We start from the raw sequence: 17,634 nt of genomic DNA on the forward strand, positions 1-17,634 counted from the left end.
GTATCTGTCCGTAACCATCAGCGCTAGGCTCACGATTGATTTGTTTTACTTGGTCGAAAATAGGATCTTTCATTGCAGTTAACTTTCTCTAGTTTCTAGGATCTGAAGTTTACTCAATAATTGATTATTAGACAGGACTAAGCCACCCAGAACTCTTCATTATCAGGACTTTGCAAGGCAACTCCGGCAGATGCAACAGAGAGAATACCGGAAAGACCAGGGAAGAATAGATATTTTCCAGATTTCAACCTAACATTATCAGATACAATAATATCGTAACAATCTAATCCTTGTTTTTTGAGTTTGATAATCGCCCATTTATTCTGACCATATTCTTTAATAATAACTCCCGGAACTAATTTATTCTTTAAGGCTTCTAATAGAGGTTTAGGAAATGCAGTTGATCTTGTGGACTCGCCAGCTTTGCGAATAGGACTCAAGTTTTTGTATGCCCATAGTTTACCTAACTGGGTGGATTCAAAGTGATCAAGCGAAGTTTCAAGCTGAAGACTGAAGCTAATCTGATAAGGTTCTTTAGTTTGTGCAACTAATTCTACGCGCGAATCATCAGATGCAAATTCATAGAATCTGAGCAGATGAAACGGATCTAGTGCAGTCTCACCAATCTCATCCAGGAGAAAGCAGTGTGGATCATAAATAGTCAAGCTATCAAATAAACTGTCTCGAAATCGAAATAGAGGTGACCATACTGTCTTCCAGAAAATCGCAAATTCTTTTAGTTCAAAAGCCGACTCCTCATAATCCTTGAATTCCTTCTCAAGTTCTTCTATCGAAAATTCCTGCCTGCTCAATGCTTCAAGTTGCTCTGGATAGTTAAATTCCAAGAACTTCTTAATAAAGCTTTGACGTATATATGGAGGCTGTTTGAAGAGGGTCTTGACGAATGACCATTGTCCTTCCTTCTTGGGTTTGATCGAAGCTTTAGCCAATACTTCAGCAGTGATAATTTGCATCATTCGATGCTTGTAATACTTCCAAGAACGAGAACCACCAAATAGTTTTTGCAGAGTAGTGTACAAATCTTGAACTAGCTGATCTTCTTCTAAGTTATGGAGCGCATTCTCAAGTTCAATTAGTGGACGGGCAATTTCTAGGAATGCCTCAGATTTCCAGTAGATTTCTAGAAATGGGCGTTTCATGCAATTTAGGGTTTCGAGAGTCTGCTTCAAAAACTCTCGACCACCAGCGCAATCTAAACTTTCGATACCTTCTTCCCAGGCTTTCTCTGGAAGGTAGGCAATTGCATTAGATGGCACATCAGTTTGCTTTTTGCCTAAGACTCGGCCTACTCGCCCAATCCGTTGCCAAAAGGAGAAGCGATCACGGGTTGAAAAAATCAACCAATCCAAATTCTGACGTTCAGATTCAGTGTCCCGCTCAAAATTAAATCCAACATCTACGGTGCTAGTTGCGAGAATAACTTGTCTTTGCGCTGCTGTATGTCGCTGATTCTGAGATTGAACTGGGCCTGTTATTCGTCCACGTAAATGTTCAGCTCCTGCATCACATAAACACTTATTCAGTTGATTGACTTGATCAAGCGAATCTAAAATAACAGCTCCAAACTGATCAGGTTTATCTTTCAATCTTGTTAGAACTTCATTAGCTATTTCTGGAATAAGTGTCTTCTTTTCTGATTGCTTACGAATTTCTAGATTGACAGTGGTTTGAGAAGGAGCCATACTGTCTGATTGCGTTTCGCCATTAACACAGTAAATCTTGACGCCTGCTTCTTCAAGCTTCATAAGTGCTGCTTCACAAGCTTCTTCAGGGGTAGCAGTCAGAAGGATAACCTTGCGATTATCTCGGAAATAGCCGAAGGAATGGGATAAAGCTAAATAAAATAGCAAGCTGACGAGTTGTTTTGCGTCATAGAGATGAAATTCATCAAAAATGACAGTTGCAAAGCTGCTATAAAAAGCACTAGCGATATTACTGCGATCCAGGCGATTATAGGCAAAAAATGTCGAATAGTAGAAGATATCTGGATTAGTTACTAGCAAAATCGGCCTACCAGCACACTCTGGAAAAATAGTGGCAGGCTCTCGAAGAACATTGTAAAGCTTCTCGCCTGAGCGATCACCCACCCGATCATTACTCCACGCTTTCACATGTCTTGCTGATGCAGCTTTAACCACATGGGGAAGTCCAGCCGCCTCAACAAACTTTTGAGCGGATTCAGTCTGCTGTTCAATCAAGGCGTTGGTAGGGGCAATGTAAATGGCATTGCGCTCACGGTTGTGATGAATAACGCTCAAGCCTGCTTTCGTCTTACCTGTTCCTGTAGGGGCTAAATCGAGAATGATGTCGTGACTTCTAGCTGCCGTGTAGACTTCGTTTTGATGCTGGAGAACACCATGCTCAAAGGCATTGAGTAATTCTGATGGCATGTCAGGATTAGAACAGGTGGCAATGCTGCGAGGTTCAAGCTGAATTTTAAGGCTATCCATGGTTGCGTCCTCCGCAAAATTCTAGGTTGGCCGGGAGGGTATAGTTGCCTACTTGCCATGCGGCTCCACTAAATCGCAGATTTTTTAGCAATGAGGCTGGGGGGATTGAAATTAGGTCAAAGCTCAACAGGCCAAAGCCAGAGGGGAGATCGGCTGAGTTGAGGTAAGCATGACAATTGTATTCCCCTGGGGGGTGGGCCGTGACACTCACTGTCTTTACGATTTCCACCCTAACTTTGCTCATAAACTTGCCGACCCGAATATATTCAGGTAGTTCGCCATCGCCAAAGGCAATCGTTTGAAAGCGGTTGCCTCGCTCAATCATTCGTAGGCGACCCGTTTGGGGAAAATTGCTAGGTCGAAAAGTATTGGGCTTCTTGCCAGTGCGTTTTAGGGGTAGGTCTTCCCTTGCAATGGCCACCCGGTTATTGGTCATGGCGTACCAGTAAGAGTCTGATAGGGCATTGAATCGCTCAAAGCGAAAGGAAGCTGAGGTGTCTACAGGCCAAGCGGGGAGAATATAGCGCTGGCCTGCCAGAGGGGTGAGGTCTTCGAGATAGGTGGGTCGTCCGGTGGCTTCCCCCAGCAAGCGGTAGGGAGATCGCGCCCAGCCGAGGGCATAGGCCAGGGCATAGTTTCCGATGGTGCCCTCGGTGTAGTAAGTGTCTGATAGCTCTCTGGAGGCAAAGAAAACAGGCTCCGCACACCACAGCTCGATCAGTTGAGCCGTTTGATAGGGCGGCAGGGTGGTTTGAGGCTCTAGCTCAACTTGCGTCATAGCTTAGGTCTCCTGCTCTTTGCTTTTGCCTTTTTTCTTGGATGCAGCTTTAACCTTACGCATGGGTTCGTAGGATTCACTCAGTCGCTTCAGGAAAGCAGCTTGGGCATCTAGCGAAAGATGACGGTCTACGTCAGCGATCAACTCATCTAGTTCGGTAGCTGATAACTGCATTGCAATCCCTCGCTTACTTGTCCAAGTCGAGATAACCGCTTGGGTCGCGTCCACTAAAGCGCCCGTATTGAGAGGATGTTCGCGCTTATCAGTAGGTAGCTTGTCATAAATACCTTGTACCAGTTCTAGAGAACTAGGCAGTTCTGCAATGCCGCCAAAAATACCGAGAATCTGGTTTTCCATACGACCCACATGGCTAGAAACAGCGCCATAGCGAGTCGTCAGCAAGATGTTTCCAATAGCATAGCGAAGTTCATCAGCCGTCACATCTTTGAAGGTGACAATATCAAGGAAGTGAACCCCTGGCTTGATATATTCGCTGGTGTTAAGAGCAGTGGAGGCTTTACCTTCTTCGTCACGCATGGTGCCCGTTTCAAAGATAGCGTTGATGGTGCGATCACTAATCAACTCTGTGGAAGGCAGCACACTAAAGGCGTCTTCTGTCCATACTCGGCTTTTCTGCGCCCCTTCGCCACCAGCGGCAAAGCCATAGAGAAAGCAGTCAACACACATCTCACAGGGCGCATTGGTGTTGAGGGAACAGATAGAGTTGCCTTTGGGGTCTGGATATAAGAGTTCGTGAACTCGCAAAAACTCCCGACCTTTGCGCCGCTCTGGGGCAATTTGCTTACGCTTGGTCATCACTAGGCGGGGAATGGTGGCGGTGTCTGCTACACCCGCCTGTACATACTCGCTGCACATAGGTTCCCCAGTACCCTCCGTGCGGAAGATAGTTTCTGATTGAGTAGTTCGCAGCACTACAGCGCCAATGGTGCGGCCCTTGGGAAAGTTCTCGTAGCTGGTGGCGAGAAAGGGTTGCAGTTTTGCAATAGACATTGTGATTGCTCCTGTTCAATTTCTAGGTGATTCTAAGTCTGAGTTGGATTTTTTCTTTCAGTATGAGCTTCTTCCCAAAAAAATAAATAGGCAGCTTCTAAGGTTTTTCCATCTGCCAAGAGACGTTCTGATCGCGAGTCATAAACTTCATCAAATAGATGTCTCAAGATCTCATAAAATTGCTTTATCTCTCCATGTTTTTTATTGCCGATTTTGTAGTCTTTAATACGACTAAGACGTTTATGATAATTTTGAACTAACGCAGCAAAAATGGTATCCCAATCCATATATGGCTTGCGAGATCGAACAGATTTAATAAACTCTGAGAAGGGTTCTACTTTAGCAGTTCGCCGAAACGAGTTACCCTTCAAGTCACTACTTACAGCTAGTTTGGCTGCTTCTTTGAGATAACTAGAAATACGATCATGCTCTTCTGACATCAGACTCTCCAAAAGTTGGGTTAAAGGTTCCTTAATGCGAATCCAGGCAGCTTCTAAATTGGGATTCTCCTGTTCGCGCAATAGCCAGCGCAGTAGGACATGGTAAAACTCTAGTGGTCTCCTGGCTGAACGGGCTAGATCGTACAGACAATCATCCTTCTTAGGGAGACTGGCTACAGCTACTGACAATTGACCTAGGCACCTCAAACGTTCTAAGACTCGTTCAACGGTAACGACTGAGAGTCTCTCTTCTTCCGGTAAATGGCCATCACGCAAATATTGACCTGAGCCTAACAGAGGCTGTAGCGTTGACGGAATACCTTCTACACGTCCAAAAACTTCCCAACTGGGTTGGATTTCCAAGTTGGCACTCAGGATAAGCGGAAAGCTAACATCAAGCGCCAAGCTAATTTCAAGCCCTAACCATAGAGATTTAATTAAAGCTACTGAGTTATTGACATCACCCCAAACAATAGGAATTGTGACTGTTGAATGAATAAACTCAGGGCGTCTAGGTAAGGCCAATCCAACCACTTTATTTGGCTTAAAGATGATTTCCTGATTTTGGTAAAGCTTTAACTCATCAATTGTGACAGGGCCAAATTCATGATGCTGAGCTATCTGGTTAAGTTGTTTGATCCAATGAATTTTCATCTCATTGCTAGATCCCTTGGGCAAAGCAAAGTGAAGGTATAAAGGAGCCTGCTTACTGGCCTTCGGAAAATTAGCCCCGACGGTGAGCAGTTGATACCCTAGGGCTGACAGCGCATCGCCTCGGCGTTTTGGTTCTGCACTCATGCCACCCGGTAGCCGATTTGAGAACGACTGCACCTTTGTTTCTGGGGGCATCTTGGCGGAAATCAGCTCTTCGACCTGAGCCGTTGACGTTGGCCCCAAGGAGCAGCGCAGCCGAGGATTAGCCTCGATGTAGCTAGTGAGTTCAGAAAAGCCTTGCCAGGTAGAAGGATGAGCAAAATTAAGCAACTGGGCAACAGCCGCCACTAACTCTTGAGGAATGGAGGTATCTTCAGTTTGTCGGAGTTGAAAGGAATCTCGAAGCAGAGGGGCAATTGCTGCTTGACCTTGGGGCACGGCTTTGGCCGCAAACAAGCATCGCCCATACTGAGCATTGAAAGGCTCTAGAGCTATGCGTTGATCAGGGGTCAATTCAACTTGTTCAGCGATGCGATCCCAAGCATCCTTAGGGCTAAGATCGGCTTCTCGATAGCTGAGGTAGGCTGCTTTGAGTCCTTCCGAAATCGCGAAATCTTCAGCGTTGGAAATTGGTATCAAGCCCAGTTCCGCTGCTGCTGCCACGACGACGGCTCCAGCTTCACCACCGTATTTTTGAACATCCTGGGCAATTTTATCAGCTTTGTAGCCACTAAATTTTTTGACCAGCAGAGCATCGACCTGCTCAATAGCCGCATCGGGATTCTGTTGCACAGCTTTCGGATCAACTTTGATGCCATCTTTACTAGCTTTGACCAACTGCTCGACGTTGCCGCTGAAAACCTGGTTGATTTTTCGATGCCATTTTTGGGCAATCTCAATCATCAAATCTTCTTCAGGGAAGCATTCTCCCATAAAAAGTTGACCATCTGGATCAATAGATAAGGTAGCCAGTCCCCGCTCATAGAGAACCTCTTCACAAGCTGCCAAGAGTAGAGCTGTTAAGTAACCTCGGTCTTCTGACAGCCCCACTTTGAACAAGTGAGTATCCTTTTGTAGGGCTACCGTCAGTTCCGTTTCGACCTTGCGAATGCGCTGTTCTTCGGGAATGCCCAAGTCGTACAGGTCGCCCCCTATGAGCATTGCGGCCCAGCGCTTAATGTTGGGATCTTCGGGCAAAAAGCGCATACCATCGCTGGCATTGTGCCCAGAGTGGCGTTCAATCAGGCGGCGCACCAGATCCAAGTCTTCATCAGTTTTCACCCAATCAGCTACACCAGCTCGTTCGAGTTGTGCTTTTAAAAAGTCGCGATCACGGGCTAGCGTTTTTACATTTCTCTCCTTTGGATCTAGTTTGTTGAGATCATGAACGGCTGTCGCGGCAAGGATGATCGCTCTTTTATCGTCAGGTACCTGAGCGATTTTGCTCACAGTCAAGACAAACTGACAAGCTGAATCAAGATGCTCTGCTAGGCTGCGTCCTTGACGGCTGCCATGTTGAGCATGACCAGTGTGGTTCTTATATAGCTCTGGCCTAACCTTGTAAAAATACTGCTCATCTATCGTTTCTGGTGGTTGATATCGACCAAGAATTCTTGAACGCATTGTTCCAAATCCATCTCCACAGAGGACGGTACAAAAGGTGAAATTGCGACTCAATGCGGCTTGAGTTCGCCTATTTCTCTTGATCTATGGCCTTTTCTAGATAGTCCATCCAAGTAATCACATCTCCTTCTCCATCTGGAAACGGCTCATATTCTTCTTCTCGAATGAGTCGATCTAGCTGAGCTAGCTCTCGCTCGCATTGCTCACGCATTTCTCGGTATGTAGCCAATCGCCTGCTCTTAGTGCCCCAGTAATCCATAAGACGCTGCTCCTAGATAGGGCATACCTACAGGGGGCTAGGCATTTGCCTATGCAGAATCCTGAGGATGCCTTGGGTCTGCGTCCTCATGCTAGCAGCAAAAAACGTTAAGTGTCACTTTACTTATTAAGTTCACTCGAGAGACTGAGTGTAAGGTAGACTGTAACCCTGGCTCTAAGCGGATTCCAAGCCCTGCCTAGGGATTGAAATAAGTGCCACGTAACTTAGAGTCTCCCACTTAGCTCAATAAACCCTCTTAGGGATTGGAGGCCAGGGCTTGCTCTGGCCTTGATTTTTAGGTGTTTCCGCAAATGTGAGTACATCTTGACCAACTCCTAGCTAACTGACGATTCAAGCTTGTAACCCTGGAAGGCCGTGAACCCCTTCAACCCAAAATCTGATCAACTGTGAACTGAGCATCCGCAAACGCCTGAAAACTTAGCCCATCTCCCCGCCGAAACCTGAGTATCTGCCCATAGCCATCAGCCCTAGGCTCACGATAGACTTCCACCTCACCCGCCTTCAGGTCTACAATCCACACCTCGGCAATGCCATCTTGGGCATAGAGCGGCACCTTCACCGTGCGGTCAAACTCAGCCGTTGTATCGGCAACCTCTACCAGGGCCAACACATCCGGGGCTTGGGGGTGGGCCTCGGCATAAAAATCGGGTCGTCGTCGCAGAATGGTCACATCGGGCTGTGGCTCTGAGTTATTGCCCAGCCGAATCGGGCTTTGCACCCGCACCATGGCCCTAGCCGACAACCCCAGTACAAACAGCTCAGTCAACCGATCCACACAGGCTGCGTGCTGCCTACCCACGGGTGACAGTTCAATAATCTCTCCCTGAAGTAGCTCAACCCGGTCGCGCTCCGTCAAAATGCCCGCCTCAGCCATCTGGTGGTATTGACCGACCGTAAATTTCTTTCGCAAGATTTCCACTGCCATCGTCCTTTCCCTCCATCGCCTTGCCCCAGACCCAATCGTTTTGTCCCTAGACCCTCACCCTGCCGCCATTCCTCTGCATTAATCCCAATCGATGGTGTAAATAGGGAGCGTCCCTACAAAAAGACACAAAACAGAATGGTTCGCTAACGGATCTTTATCTGCATTTACAAAGTACACGTACTTGCTTGCTTAGCTCCATACTGGCAGAAGTATGATGGAAGAATCAAGGGAAGTAACGAGAAAGTGTACGTACATTTAGATTGCCGTCGGCCATGACCCGCCAAAAACGTTCCATTACGTTGTCGATTGATGAAACCGAAAAGGCCCAGCTAGAGCAGTTGGCGCTAGATTTTGGTCAACAGTGGGGAGATCGGCCCAATATCTCCAAGTTGCTGAAGGCCATTGCGAAGGGGGAACTGCGGCTGGCGGCGAACCACGATTGGGATAAATCGCGCATCGACAGTCTCACCCGTGGCCTCAATCTGCTGAAGGACGAGGGCTATTGGGATGAAGCCTTGACCCTGGCCCATCTCTTGCTGGAGCGGAGTGAGTTGAACTACCCGCTGCGCCAGGAACTCCAAGCCTGGGTGGATTGCCCCGGTGTTCCTTGGCGGATTGAGATTAACCGCTGCATTCGCCAGCAGCGCCCCTTTCGTCTCACTTACCAGGATGCGGCCAATCGAGTGTGGCACTTCACCGTGCGCCATGCCAAAATTGAGCGCTACGAAGACCACCAGTACCTCCACTGTTGGTGCGACGAAACCGAGGGCAACCAGGATATAGAGCCCCTGCATCACAACTGGACCTTACGCCTAGACCGCATTCCCGACGAGGCCGTGATTTCCCCAGCGGCGGGGCTGTGGCAGCCAGAACTCAGCTACCTTGAAGTGGAATTCTTTTTAGTCGGTGGGTTGGCCTTGGGTTATCGATCTAAAACCAAGGCCGATATCATCAATGAGTGGCAACCCGAAACCCAACGGCGGCGAGTGGTGCGGCGCATTAGCAATACCTTTTGGTTTCTGCGAGACGTGCGCCGTTATGGAGTGGATTGCCTCATCGCCAGCCCTGCCGATCTGCGGGATCGGTTTGTTCAAGAGCTGGGACGATGGATGGAGATCTATGGCGGTTGAGGCAAACCCTGCCAATCATCGAGATAGCCATCGTTCTGGCTACCGTCGGATCTTAAGCGCCTGCCAAGCCTATGGTGAGGGTTAGAGCCTGGTGTATACGGCCAGATCCAGGTGTATACGGCCAGATCCAGCGCTGTGGATGGGGATAAGGTGGGTTTCGAGTTTTCTGTAGGCAATCGCCCAGAACATGGGTCAAGTCAGCGTTGGGATGAGATCCCGCTACACCGCCTTCTCGCGTTGTAAAACAACCAGATCGCAGGCTCTACGTGGATGGCGATCCATTGCCGCCGATGCTTCCCCGCCGCCATGATTCCTGTTGGTGTGGCAGGGGTAAATAGTCGGGAGTCGGGAGTTGGGAGTCGGGAGTCGTTGCGTTTTTCGTGGATTTATGGAGATTGATGACATTGCCAAGGCTGCGAAAAGGGCCGTGGTAAGGTCACTTTTAATACATTTTTTGTTTCTTTGAGAACCCTGGCTATTCCGTAGTTCTCAAGGTTCCCTAGTCCTTGTGGAGATTCCTATGTCGGTACAGCCCCCACCGCCGCCCTCCATTAGTCCGGCTCAGATGACCCTCCTTCGCATTGCCGCCACCATGGCCTGGAGCGATGGGCATTTGGCCGATGAAGAAGTGGAGGTGATGTTGGATCAGTTTAGCCACCTCTTTGCCCAGGGCGAGGCCCATCGAGAATCCCTGCGGGCCGAACTGCGGGATTACCTGATGCAAAATATTCCCCTCAACGAGTTGGTGCCCCGGATCACCGATCCCGCCGAAAAAGAATTGGTACTCACCCTGGGGTATCAGGTGATCAATGCCAGTGCCCGCACCCCTGACGAGGCACGGGTAAACGCAGAGGAAGCCGACGCCTACCAACAGTTGATCACCCTCCTAGGGTTGCCCGCTGATACCGTGCAGCGCATTGAGCAAGACAATGCCGTTTCCGAGTCCGACAACCTGGTTGAGCAGTTAACAAGCACATTGCAGGACTTTTGGAGCGAATAGGCGGCACGAGGAAAACCATCCAGGCGTCCTATGGAATTCGTAGGATTGCACGCTATAAGTTGATTCGGCCTCGCGCAATACTAAGGAGACTGAGCCGAGTGATCAAATTACGGATTGTTTTGATGGGAACGTTGCTACTGTTGGGAATGGGGATGGTGGCCTGCAATGGCGGATCTCAACCCCAAGGCGCAACGGAGCCCAGCCCAGACCCCGCCCCAGAAGCGATGGCCACCCCAGATCCCGCCACGCCTCCAGACGGATCCGCCGCACCCGATGCCACCCCCGTGCCCGGTTCCGCCGCTGTTCCACCGGAGGAACCCAACCAGGACAACCTAGAAATGACCTGTACCGGGTCGATCACCGTGAACGATATTGATTTTACGGTTTACTTTACCCGTGAGGCCGGATTTTCGCGTATTGAGCTGAAGCGCCCTGCCACAGGGGAGGTGTTTGCCGAATCCTTCCTCAGCTATGACGGCAAAAATGCCCAGGGGCAAGCGATTTGGCGCGGTTCAGTGCAGGAGATGGCCAGCGTTACGTTAGTCCACCTTTCCCCCAATCCCGCCCAACTTGGTGATCAAGTGTCCGTCGGCTATGACGGCCAATGGGGCCGGGGCACCTGCCGCTAGGGTCTCCCTCGGTGAGTGCCTGGTCATCCAATGCCTCGAACCGTCTAGCCCGCCTACACACTCATCGCCAACATGCGCTGCATGGGGGTCAGGGCCGCTTGGCGCAAATCCTCCGGCAGGGTAATTTCGGGCTGGCGGTTTTTCATGGCTAGGTAGAGCTTTTCGAGGGTATTCAGCCGCATGTGGGGGCACTCATTACAGGCGCAGGAGGCCATGGGCGGGGCGGGGATGAACCGCTTGCCGGGGGCGTCCTTCTCCATTTGGTGAATGATGCCCGGCTCCGTCACCACAATGAATTGCTGTTTGGGGCTGGCCTGGGCGTAGTTCAGCAGGGCGGTGGTGGAGCCAATGTAGTGGGCGTGGCGCAACACCGCCGATTCGCATTCGGGGTGGGCGATGATTTCAGCGTCAGGATACTCCATCTGCAACTGCACCAGTTTTTTTTCAGAGAAGGTTTCGTGCACCATGCAGCTTCCTGGCCACAGCACCAGGTCGCGCCCGGTCTGCTCCATCACATAGCGGCCTAGATTTTGGTCGGGGGCAAAGATAATTGGCTGGTCGGCGGGAATTTGCTGGACGATCTTCACGGCATTGGAGCTGGTGCAGATGATGTCGCTCATGGCCTTAATCTGGGCCGTACAGTTGATATAGGAAATTACCAAATGCCCCGGATACTGAGCCTTGAAAGCGGCAAAGGCATCCGGTGGGCAACTGTCCGCCAACGAGCATCCGGCCTCCAGATCCGGCAGCAGCACTTGTTTGGTGGGGTTCAGAATTTTGGCAGTTTCCGCCATAAAGTGAACTCCAGCAAACACGATCACATCGGCATTGGTCTCGGCGGCTTGTCGCGATAACCCCAGAGAATCGCCAATATAGTCCGCCACATCTTGAATATCCGGATTTTGGTAGTAATGGGCCAGAATAACGGCATTTAGCTCTTTTTTAAGATCCTCAATGGCCTCAAACAGGTCTAAACGCCCAGGCAAAACAGCGGGAGAGGGAGAAAGAGTAGTAAACACAGGGGCCAACTTTTAGCTAGAACGACAGGATAGGCTACCCCCTATTATAGTTCATTTCACCAAAAGTCAACGTCCCCTGCCCTAGGCCGCAGAGGTGTTTTGATGACGGGCCTGATCCTGACCGAGGGCAACAATACTCACCACCACCAGCACCATGCCGATGATCTGCCGTCCCTGGAGGCTTTCCTGCAACAACAGCCAAGCCAGGATCACGGTCAAGACAGGGTTGCTTACCGCCACGATGGACATGGATGCCGCCTGCACCAAATGGATACCGATGTTGTAGCAAAGCTGCCCCAGCAGGGTTAGCACCGCTGCCACCGCCCCCAGTCCCCACAGCACCGCCCATCGTTCTGGGGGCACTTCGATCTGGATAAAAGCCAGACTGATCGTAGACCAGATGGCCATCACCGCAAAATTAATTAGGGTGAAGGGGACAGGGTGAATGTGGCGAAAACAAATCTGCGCCTGCACCCCCTGGAGGGAATAGGCGACGCTAGCCCCCAACGCGGCTCCTACCCCCAGACCCGTGGCCCCCACAGCCCCCCCCGCAAAGCTGGGTACCACCAGCAAACTTCCCAGCATCACCCCCACCGTTATTACCAGCCGTAGCCGACTGGGCCGACGGCCAAACACCAGCCAGGTTAATAGGCCCGTAATCACCGGATGCATGAAAAATAGCACCGTGGCCACCCCGGCGGGAATGCTGGCAATGGCCACAAACAACAGTGCCATCGCCAAGTACAAAAAACTACTGCTAATGATCGACAGCCGCAGCGTTGGGCGCAGTTCTGGCTGAAGCAGTTGCTTGAGGGCTTGGGTCGTCGTGGGATACAGCCGATAGGACAGCACAATCACCGCTGGCAGAATCAGGATGGACCGCAGGTGCAGCATCAGCAGGGAATTGGATAAACTCGGTGGCAAAAAGCCGCCCCAATCAAACCAGCCCAGGATAGAACTTTCTGAAAACACCACCCGCAGCAGCACATTTTGCATCGCCAGTCCTAGCGACCCCACCACCACAATCAAAAATCCCCGCACCACCCACTCCTCAATTCAAACGCCCTAGGGCATGGATCATCCCCTTAGCAGAGCATAGATCTTCCTACCCCGTCTTCCCACCTTAGGGAGATGCCAACTATCGGATTCACCTCGCCAGACTCACCCAACAAATGCCGTATTACCCCTAGCACTTGCCCATGGAACAGCGCCCCATCCCCCTTGGTGAAATGCGGCTTACAATCAGATCGGGGAAGCTGGTTGACTGACAAGACTGATCCGTCAAATCCGAACCAGAACCCCCCGATTCCCAGGCCGACAAACCGTAGGGGCGAGGTCGATGACACTCATCTGCCCCCGATGACCAGTAAAGTGTCACCGTCCATCGGGTCTGGATATCAAAGGCGACACCCGGATTCGAACCGGGGGATGGAGGTTTTGCAGACCTCTGCCTTACCACTTGGCTATGTCGCCGCCTTCGGTGTATTAGTATAGCAAAGGACGGCTCGCAGTTTTGTATCCGACAATAAATCTGAGGATGGGCTACCCCCCCAGGATAAACAGCCCCAGCATGGTGGCGCTATTCCAAAGGCTGTGGAGCACCATGGGGGAGAGCAGGTTGCGGGAACGGCTGTAGACGCCGCCTAGAATGCAGCCTAGTAGGGTGAGGGGCAGCACCTCCGAAAGGCTGAGGTGGGCGGCGGCGAAGATGAGGCCACTCAGGCCCACAGCCCAGCTCACGGTCATATACTTAGTTAACGAGGGCAGCAGAAATCCGCGAAACAGGGTTTCTTCAAATAGCGGGGCGGCAATGGCGGCGGTGGCAAAAAAGACGATCAGGGCAACGGGATCCTGTTCTTCCAACACCGTTTGCAGTAGGGGATTACTCCCTCCCTGGCCTTGCCAAATCTGCTGATTCAGCAGGGCCACCATCAACATCAGCGGTAGGGCCACCAGATAGCCGCCCATGCCCCAAAGAATGCCAGATAGGGAAAACCTGATCCGGAACAGTCCCGCTGGAAGAGGACGATAGGGCCGCACCGAAAGCCACAGAACTCCCAAGCCTCCGGCGGCCATTAGCAGGTAGTAGGTGAGGGAAAACAGCGCCCGTCCGCGACTGCTGAGGGCGGCACCGCTGAGGCCCAGACCCCCGAGGATCAAGGGCAGCAGAATTTGCCCGACAAAGAAGAAACCCACAATCAGCACTTGCCAGATCGTTTCACCGTCCCAAGGAATTGACCATTCGGGGCTGGCGGGGCGACGCAGCAGGGAGCGATCCCCCTTGAGGAACCATTGGATACTGAGTCCTAGGAGGATACCAACGCCCAGGATAGTTCCCAGAACGGGTAACGTCCCCACTAGGGCTAACTTCACCAGTTGGTCTTGGGCGGTGGTTTGCTCTTGGTCAAGCAGTTGTTGACGGTCGCCCTCCCGATTTTCGACCCGATAGAGTTGTTCCAAGGCGCGGGTCTCAAACCAGCCATTTAGGGATTGCCGCAGCCATGCTTCATCTTCGGGCAGGGCGGTTTCCGCTTGCCACAGGCGGGTGAGGGTATCAGCAGTGCGGACTCGGTTGGCGGGGGCGGTGTCGCTAGTTTGGACTTGCTTCCAGCGGTCTAGGGCGGCGGGGAGATTATCCTGGGCGGCGTCCATCAAACCTAGGCGCAAATCCAGTTCTGATATCAAGGTTTGCTGTTGGGCCAGGGCGGTTTGTTGGCGGCGGGGCAGGGGTTTGCCGTCGTTGGCCGATTCCCCTAGGTTGGCCGGAAGGGGTGGAGCCGCCTGAGCTAGGGTGGTGGCTTCTTCGCGAACGGATTCGTACTGCTTTTGGGCGGTGGCGATGGGGTCTTCTCCCAGCAACCCTTGGCGCAGCAAAGGCCACTGGTCGGGGGGCAATCCAGCCCCATCCCAGGCGCTACTTTCTAGCAGTAAGTCCGTTTGGTAAAGCTGAAGCTGACTGGCCACCTGGGGCTCGGTCAGGCTATTAAACAGCGATTGTGCCAGCACCAGAGACACCAGGGCCGTAACAACAATCAGGGCCAAACGCTTGAGGGAAAGGCCCGAAGCCGTGGGGTCAGAGGTCGCCATGTCATCAGGAATGGGTATAAATTTGGATCGGTTGAGTCACGTCGGTTGAATGACGCGATGGTAGAGATCAGCCCGCCCTTATGTGTTGATCTGAGCGTTGCTGGGCTGCTGCAATTGGTGAGATATTCCTGAACTTAGTCTGCCCCTCACCCTAAATCCCTCTCCCAAGTTGGGAGAGGGACTTTGAAGGCCGCTTCCGGCCCCCCTCTCCCCCCTGGGAGAGGGGCTGGGGGGGAGGGCAAGCTAAGCATAGGAGCCATTCGCGACCTTATCGCACCTAACTTGCCCCGATCCTCAGAGGCCGCGCCTAAGCAGGGAGGTTACACCCTACAGAATCGCGAACACCTCACGGGCGGCGGCGAGGGTGGCGTCGATATCGGCATCGGTGTGGGCCAGGGAGGTGAATCCGGCCTCGAACTGGGAGGGGGCGAGGTACACGCCGCGCTCTAGCATGGCCCGGTGGAAGCGGCTGAACTTATCCAGGTCGGACAGTTTGGCCTCTTCGTAGCGGGTGATGGGGCCGGGGTGGAAGAACATGCCGAACATGGCGCTGATGTGACCGCCGCAAACTTCGTGACCCGCTTCACGGGCGGCTTGCAGCAGACCTTCGCTGAGCTTGGTCGTCAGCCGTTCCAGTTCCTCGTAGGTGCCGGGGCGCTGGAGCAGTTCCAGGGTTTTGATGCCTGCGGTCATGGCTAGGGGGTTGCCGGAGAGGGTGCCCGCCTGATACACCGGGCCAGCGGGGGCCACCATTTCCATAATTTCGCGCCGACCGCCGTAGGCCCCTACGGGCAGACCGCCGCCGATCACCTTGCCCATGGTGGTGAGGTCGGGGGTGACGTTGAACTTGGCCTGGGCACCGCCGTAGGCAATCCGGAACCCGGTCATCACTTCGTCAAACACCAGCAGGGCGTCGTTTTCACGGGTGAGGTCGCGCAGCCCCTCCAGGAATCCGGCATCGGGAGTAATAAAGCCCGCATTGCCGACCACGGGTTCCAAAATTACCCCGGCAATTGCGCCCGGATTTTGGGCAAACAGGGCTTTCACCGCCTCCAGGTCGTTGTAGGGGGCGGTGAGGGTGTCGCTGGTGGCCGCCTTGGGCACCCCAGGGGAATCGGGCAGACCGAGGGTGGCCACCCCAGACCCGGCCTGCACCAGGAACATATCAGCGTGGCCGTGGTAGCAGCCGGAGAACTTAATCACCTTGTCGCGTTTGGTGTAGGCCCGCATCAGCCGCAGCACCGCCATACAGGCTTCGGTACCGGAGTTCACAAAGCGCACCATTTCCACGCTGGGCACGGCCTGGATCACCATTTCCGCCAGCACGTTTTCCAGATAGCAGGGTGCGCCGAAGCTAGTGCCCTTCTCCAGCGCCGCCGCCAGGGCCGAGAGCACTTCGGGGTGGGCATGGCCGCAGATGGCAGGCCCCCAGGTGCCCACGTAATCGATATATTGGTTGCCGTCCACATCCCAGATGTACGCCCCCTTGACCCGGTCGAAGACAATGGGCTGACCCCCCACCGACTTAAAGGCCCGCACCGGAGAGCTAACCCCCCCCGGCATCAGATTTTGGGCGGCGGTAAAAATCTCTTGGGATTTCGATGTTTTTAATGGGGCTGTACTGACCAAAGCACTTTCCTCGCAGATACCTAAAACTTAAGAATCCAGGCAGCACAGACTACCTGGATTTGGCTCTGATCATTATCCTATCGATTGGCCGAAGTAGGCCCGAAGATGTTAACGAATGTTGCGTTGGCAGAACATTCCGGCCATGGCGGGATGGGTTCACCGCTCGCTAGGTCGGTTAGATAGGGCGACGGCTAGGGTCGGCCTCCACGATAGCGCCCATTTTAAAGATGCCCGTTTCCTCACAATCAACGGAGAAACGTGGGGACAGCCCAGAGAAGGGTGAGGGCTCGGCCCGTCATTAATCCAGCGAGGGCCAGCCAGAGGAGGTGAGGACTACCGACCTGTTGGGACAGGATGGCCAGGGGGAAAAATCCGACTCCGGCGGCGAGGAGGGTGGCGTTGCGGAGCACTTTGCCAGCGGTGAGCCCGAGGAAATAGCCGTCTAGCATATAGGCGATGGCTCCTAGGCCCAAAATGGGAAGCAACCAGCCGACGTAGGTTTCCATCGTGGCAATGACGGTATCGTGGCTGGTGAGGAGGCCGAAAAGCGTCTGGGGAAATAGGTTAACGGCGAGGGCAAAGGTGAGCCCTAACCCGACGCTAGTGCTGCCACCCACCCAGAGTAAGCGACGCAATTCGGCCCCGTTGCCACTGCCATAGTAGCGTCCGGCAAAGCTTTCGGTGGCAAAGGCAATGCCATCGATAAAGTAGGCGGAGAGCATCACCACCTGGAGCAGCAGGGTATTGGCGGCGAGGGTTTGGGTGCCGAGGGCGGAACTGAGGTTGGTATTGCAGCCCGGAGACTGATTAGGACAGAATAGGGATGTTGTTTCCGCCCCTGAACCCCGATGCCTGCCCCCTACAGTGTGGATTTAAGAGTAAAGGCCGTTGCCGCAGTTGACCGAGGTGAGCGCAAGAGCCACGTCGCTCGTGTCTTGCAGATCAGTCGCAATACGTT

At 52.6% G+C, this 17,634-nt stretch carries 13 protein-coding genes, 1 tRNA gene and 1 pseudogene; 4 read left to right on the plus strand and 11 right to left on the minus strand.

Features of this window, described 5'->3' with window-relative positions; all coding sequences use genetic code 11:
* Positions 1-137 precede the first annotated feature (137 nt).
* The 5 genes from cas3 to H6G62_RS17370 form a co-directional block, all read right to left on the minus strand.
* A complete protein-coding gene (gene cas3, locus H6G62_RS17350; RefSeq protein ID WP_190497407.1) occupies positions 138-2,471 on the minus strand; it encodes a type I-D CRISPR-associated helicase Cas3' in 2,334 nt (777 codons plus the stop codon).
* Positions 2,464-3,249, minus strand: a complete 786-nt coding sequence (gene cas5d, locus H6G62_RS17355; RefSeq protein ID WP_190497409.1) for a type I-D CRISPR-associated protein Cas5/Csc1 — start codon at positions 3,247-3,249, stop codon at positions 2,464-2,466. Before cas5d ends, cas3 begins: the two co-directional genes overlap by 8 nt.
* Before the next feature lie 3 nt (positions 3,250-3,252).
* The gene (gene cas7d / locus H6G62_RS17360; protein ID WP_190497411.1) at positions 3,253-4,260 is read right to left on the minus strand and encodes a type I-D CRISPR-associated protein Cas7/Csc2; all 1,008 of its coding nucleotides are present in this window, start codon (positions 4,258-4,260) and stop codon (positions 3,253-3,255) included.
* A gap of 32 nt (positions 4,261-4,292) precedes the next feature.
* Entirely contained in the window at positions 4,293-6,977 is a 2,685-nt protein-coding gene (locus H6G62_RS17365; protein WP_190497412.1) for a CRISPR-associated protein Csc3, read from the minus strand.
* A gap of 644 nt (positions 6,978-7,621) precedes the next feature.
* Entirely contained in the window at positions 7,622-8,182 is a 561-nt protein-coding gene (locus H6G62_RS17370; RefSeq protein ID WP_190497414.1) for a Uma2 family endonuclease, read from the minus strand.
* A 272-nt stretch (positions 8,183-8,454) separates the two neighbouring features.
* On the opposite strand from H6G62_RS17370, the gene H6G62_RS17375 reads away from it, so the two are divergent.
* The 3 genes from H6G62_RS17375 to H6G62_RS17385 all read left to right on the plus strand — a co-directional run bounded on the left by H6G62_RS17375 (position 8,455) and on the right by H6G62_RS17385 (position 10,941).
* Positions 8,455-9,312 carry a WYL domain-containing protein gene (locus H6G62_RS17375; protein ID WP_190497415.1) on the plus strand — a complete coding sequence of 286 codons (858 nt, stop codon included), beginning with the start codon at positions 8,455-8,457 and terminating at the stop codon, positions 9,310-9,312.
* 520 nt (positions 9,313-9,832) lie between these two features.
* Positions 9,833-10,312, plus strand: a complete 480-nt coding sequence (locus H6G62_RS17380; protein WP_190497417.1) for a TerB family tellurite resistance protein — start codon at positions 9,833-9,835, stop codon at positions 10,310-10,312.
* A 122-nt stretch (positions 10,313-10,434) separates the two neighbouring features.
* The gene (locus H6G62_RS17385) at positions 10,435-10,941 is read left to right on the plus strand and encodes a hypothetical protein (RefSeq protein ID WP_190497419.1); all 507 of its coding nucleotides are present in this window, start codon (positions 10,435-10,437) and stop codon (positions 10,939-10,941) included.
* A 53-nt stretch (positions 10,942-10,994) separates the two neighbouring features.
* Here H6G62_RS17385 and nadA read toward each other — a convergent pair whose 3' ends face one another.
* The 6 genes from nadA to H6G62_RS17415 all read right to left on the minus strand — a co-directional run bounded on the left by nadA (position 10,995) and on the right by H6G62_RS17415 (position 17,548).
* Positions 10,995-11,960 carry a quinolinate synthase NadA gene (gene nadA / locus H6G62_RS17390; protein WP_190497421.1) on the minus strand — a complete coding sequence of 322 codons (966 nt, stop codon included), beginning with the start codon at positions 11,958-11,960 and terminating at the stop codon, positions 10,995-10,997.
* A gap of 81 nt (positions 11,961-12,041) precedes the next feature.
* Positions 12,042-13,001, minus strand: a complete 960-nt coding sequence (locus tag H6G62_RS17395) for a DMT family transporter (protein ID WP_190497423.1) — start codon at positions 12,999-13,001, stop codon at positions 12,042-12,044.
* A 360-nt stretch (positions 13,002-13,361) separates the two neighbouring features.
* A tRNA-Cys gene (locus tag H6G62_RS17400) sits at positions 13,362-13,433 on the minus strand.
* Positions 13,434-13,502: 69 nt separating this feature from the next.
* Complete coding sequence (locus tag H6G62_RS17405) at positions 13,503-15,047, minus strand: type II CAAX endopeptidase family protein (protein WP_190497425.1); 1,545 nt, start codon at positions 15,045-15,047, stop codon at positions 13,503-13,505.
* A gap of 327 nt (positions 15,048-15,374) precedes the next feature.
* The gene (hemL, locus tag H6G62_RS17410; protein WP_190497427.1) at positions 15,375-16,676 is read right to left on the minus strand and encodes a glutamate-1-semialdehyde 2,1-aminomutase; all 1,302 of its coding nucleotides are present in this window, start codon (positions 16,674-16,676) and stop codon (positions 15,375-15,377) included.
* A gap of 245 nt (positions 16,677-16,921) precedes the next feature.
* Positions 16,922-17,548, minus strand: coding sequence for an MATE family efflux transporter (locus H6G62_RS17415; protein WP_190497429.1), 627 nt, complete (start codon positions 17,546-17,548; stop codon positions 16,922-16,924).
* Here H6G62_RS17415 and H6G62_RS27960 point away from each other — a divergent pair.
* Positions 17,525-17,634: pseudogene (locus tag H6G62_RS27960) on the plus strand (IS630 family transposase); the annotation flags it as partial. The gene H6G62_RS17415 and the pseudogene H6G62_RS27960 sit on opposite strands and share 24 nt — an antisense overlap.

Source organism: Phormidium sp. FACHB-1136 (assembly GCF_014697375.1).
GTDB lineage: Bacteria > Cyanobacteriota > Cyanobacteriia > Phormidesmidales > Phormidesmidaceae > Nodosilinea.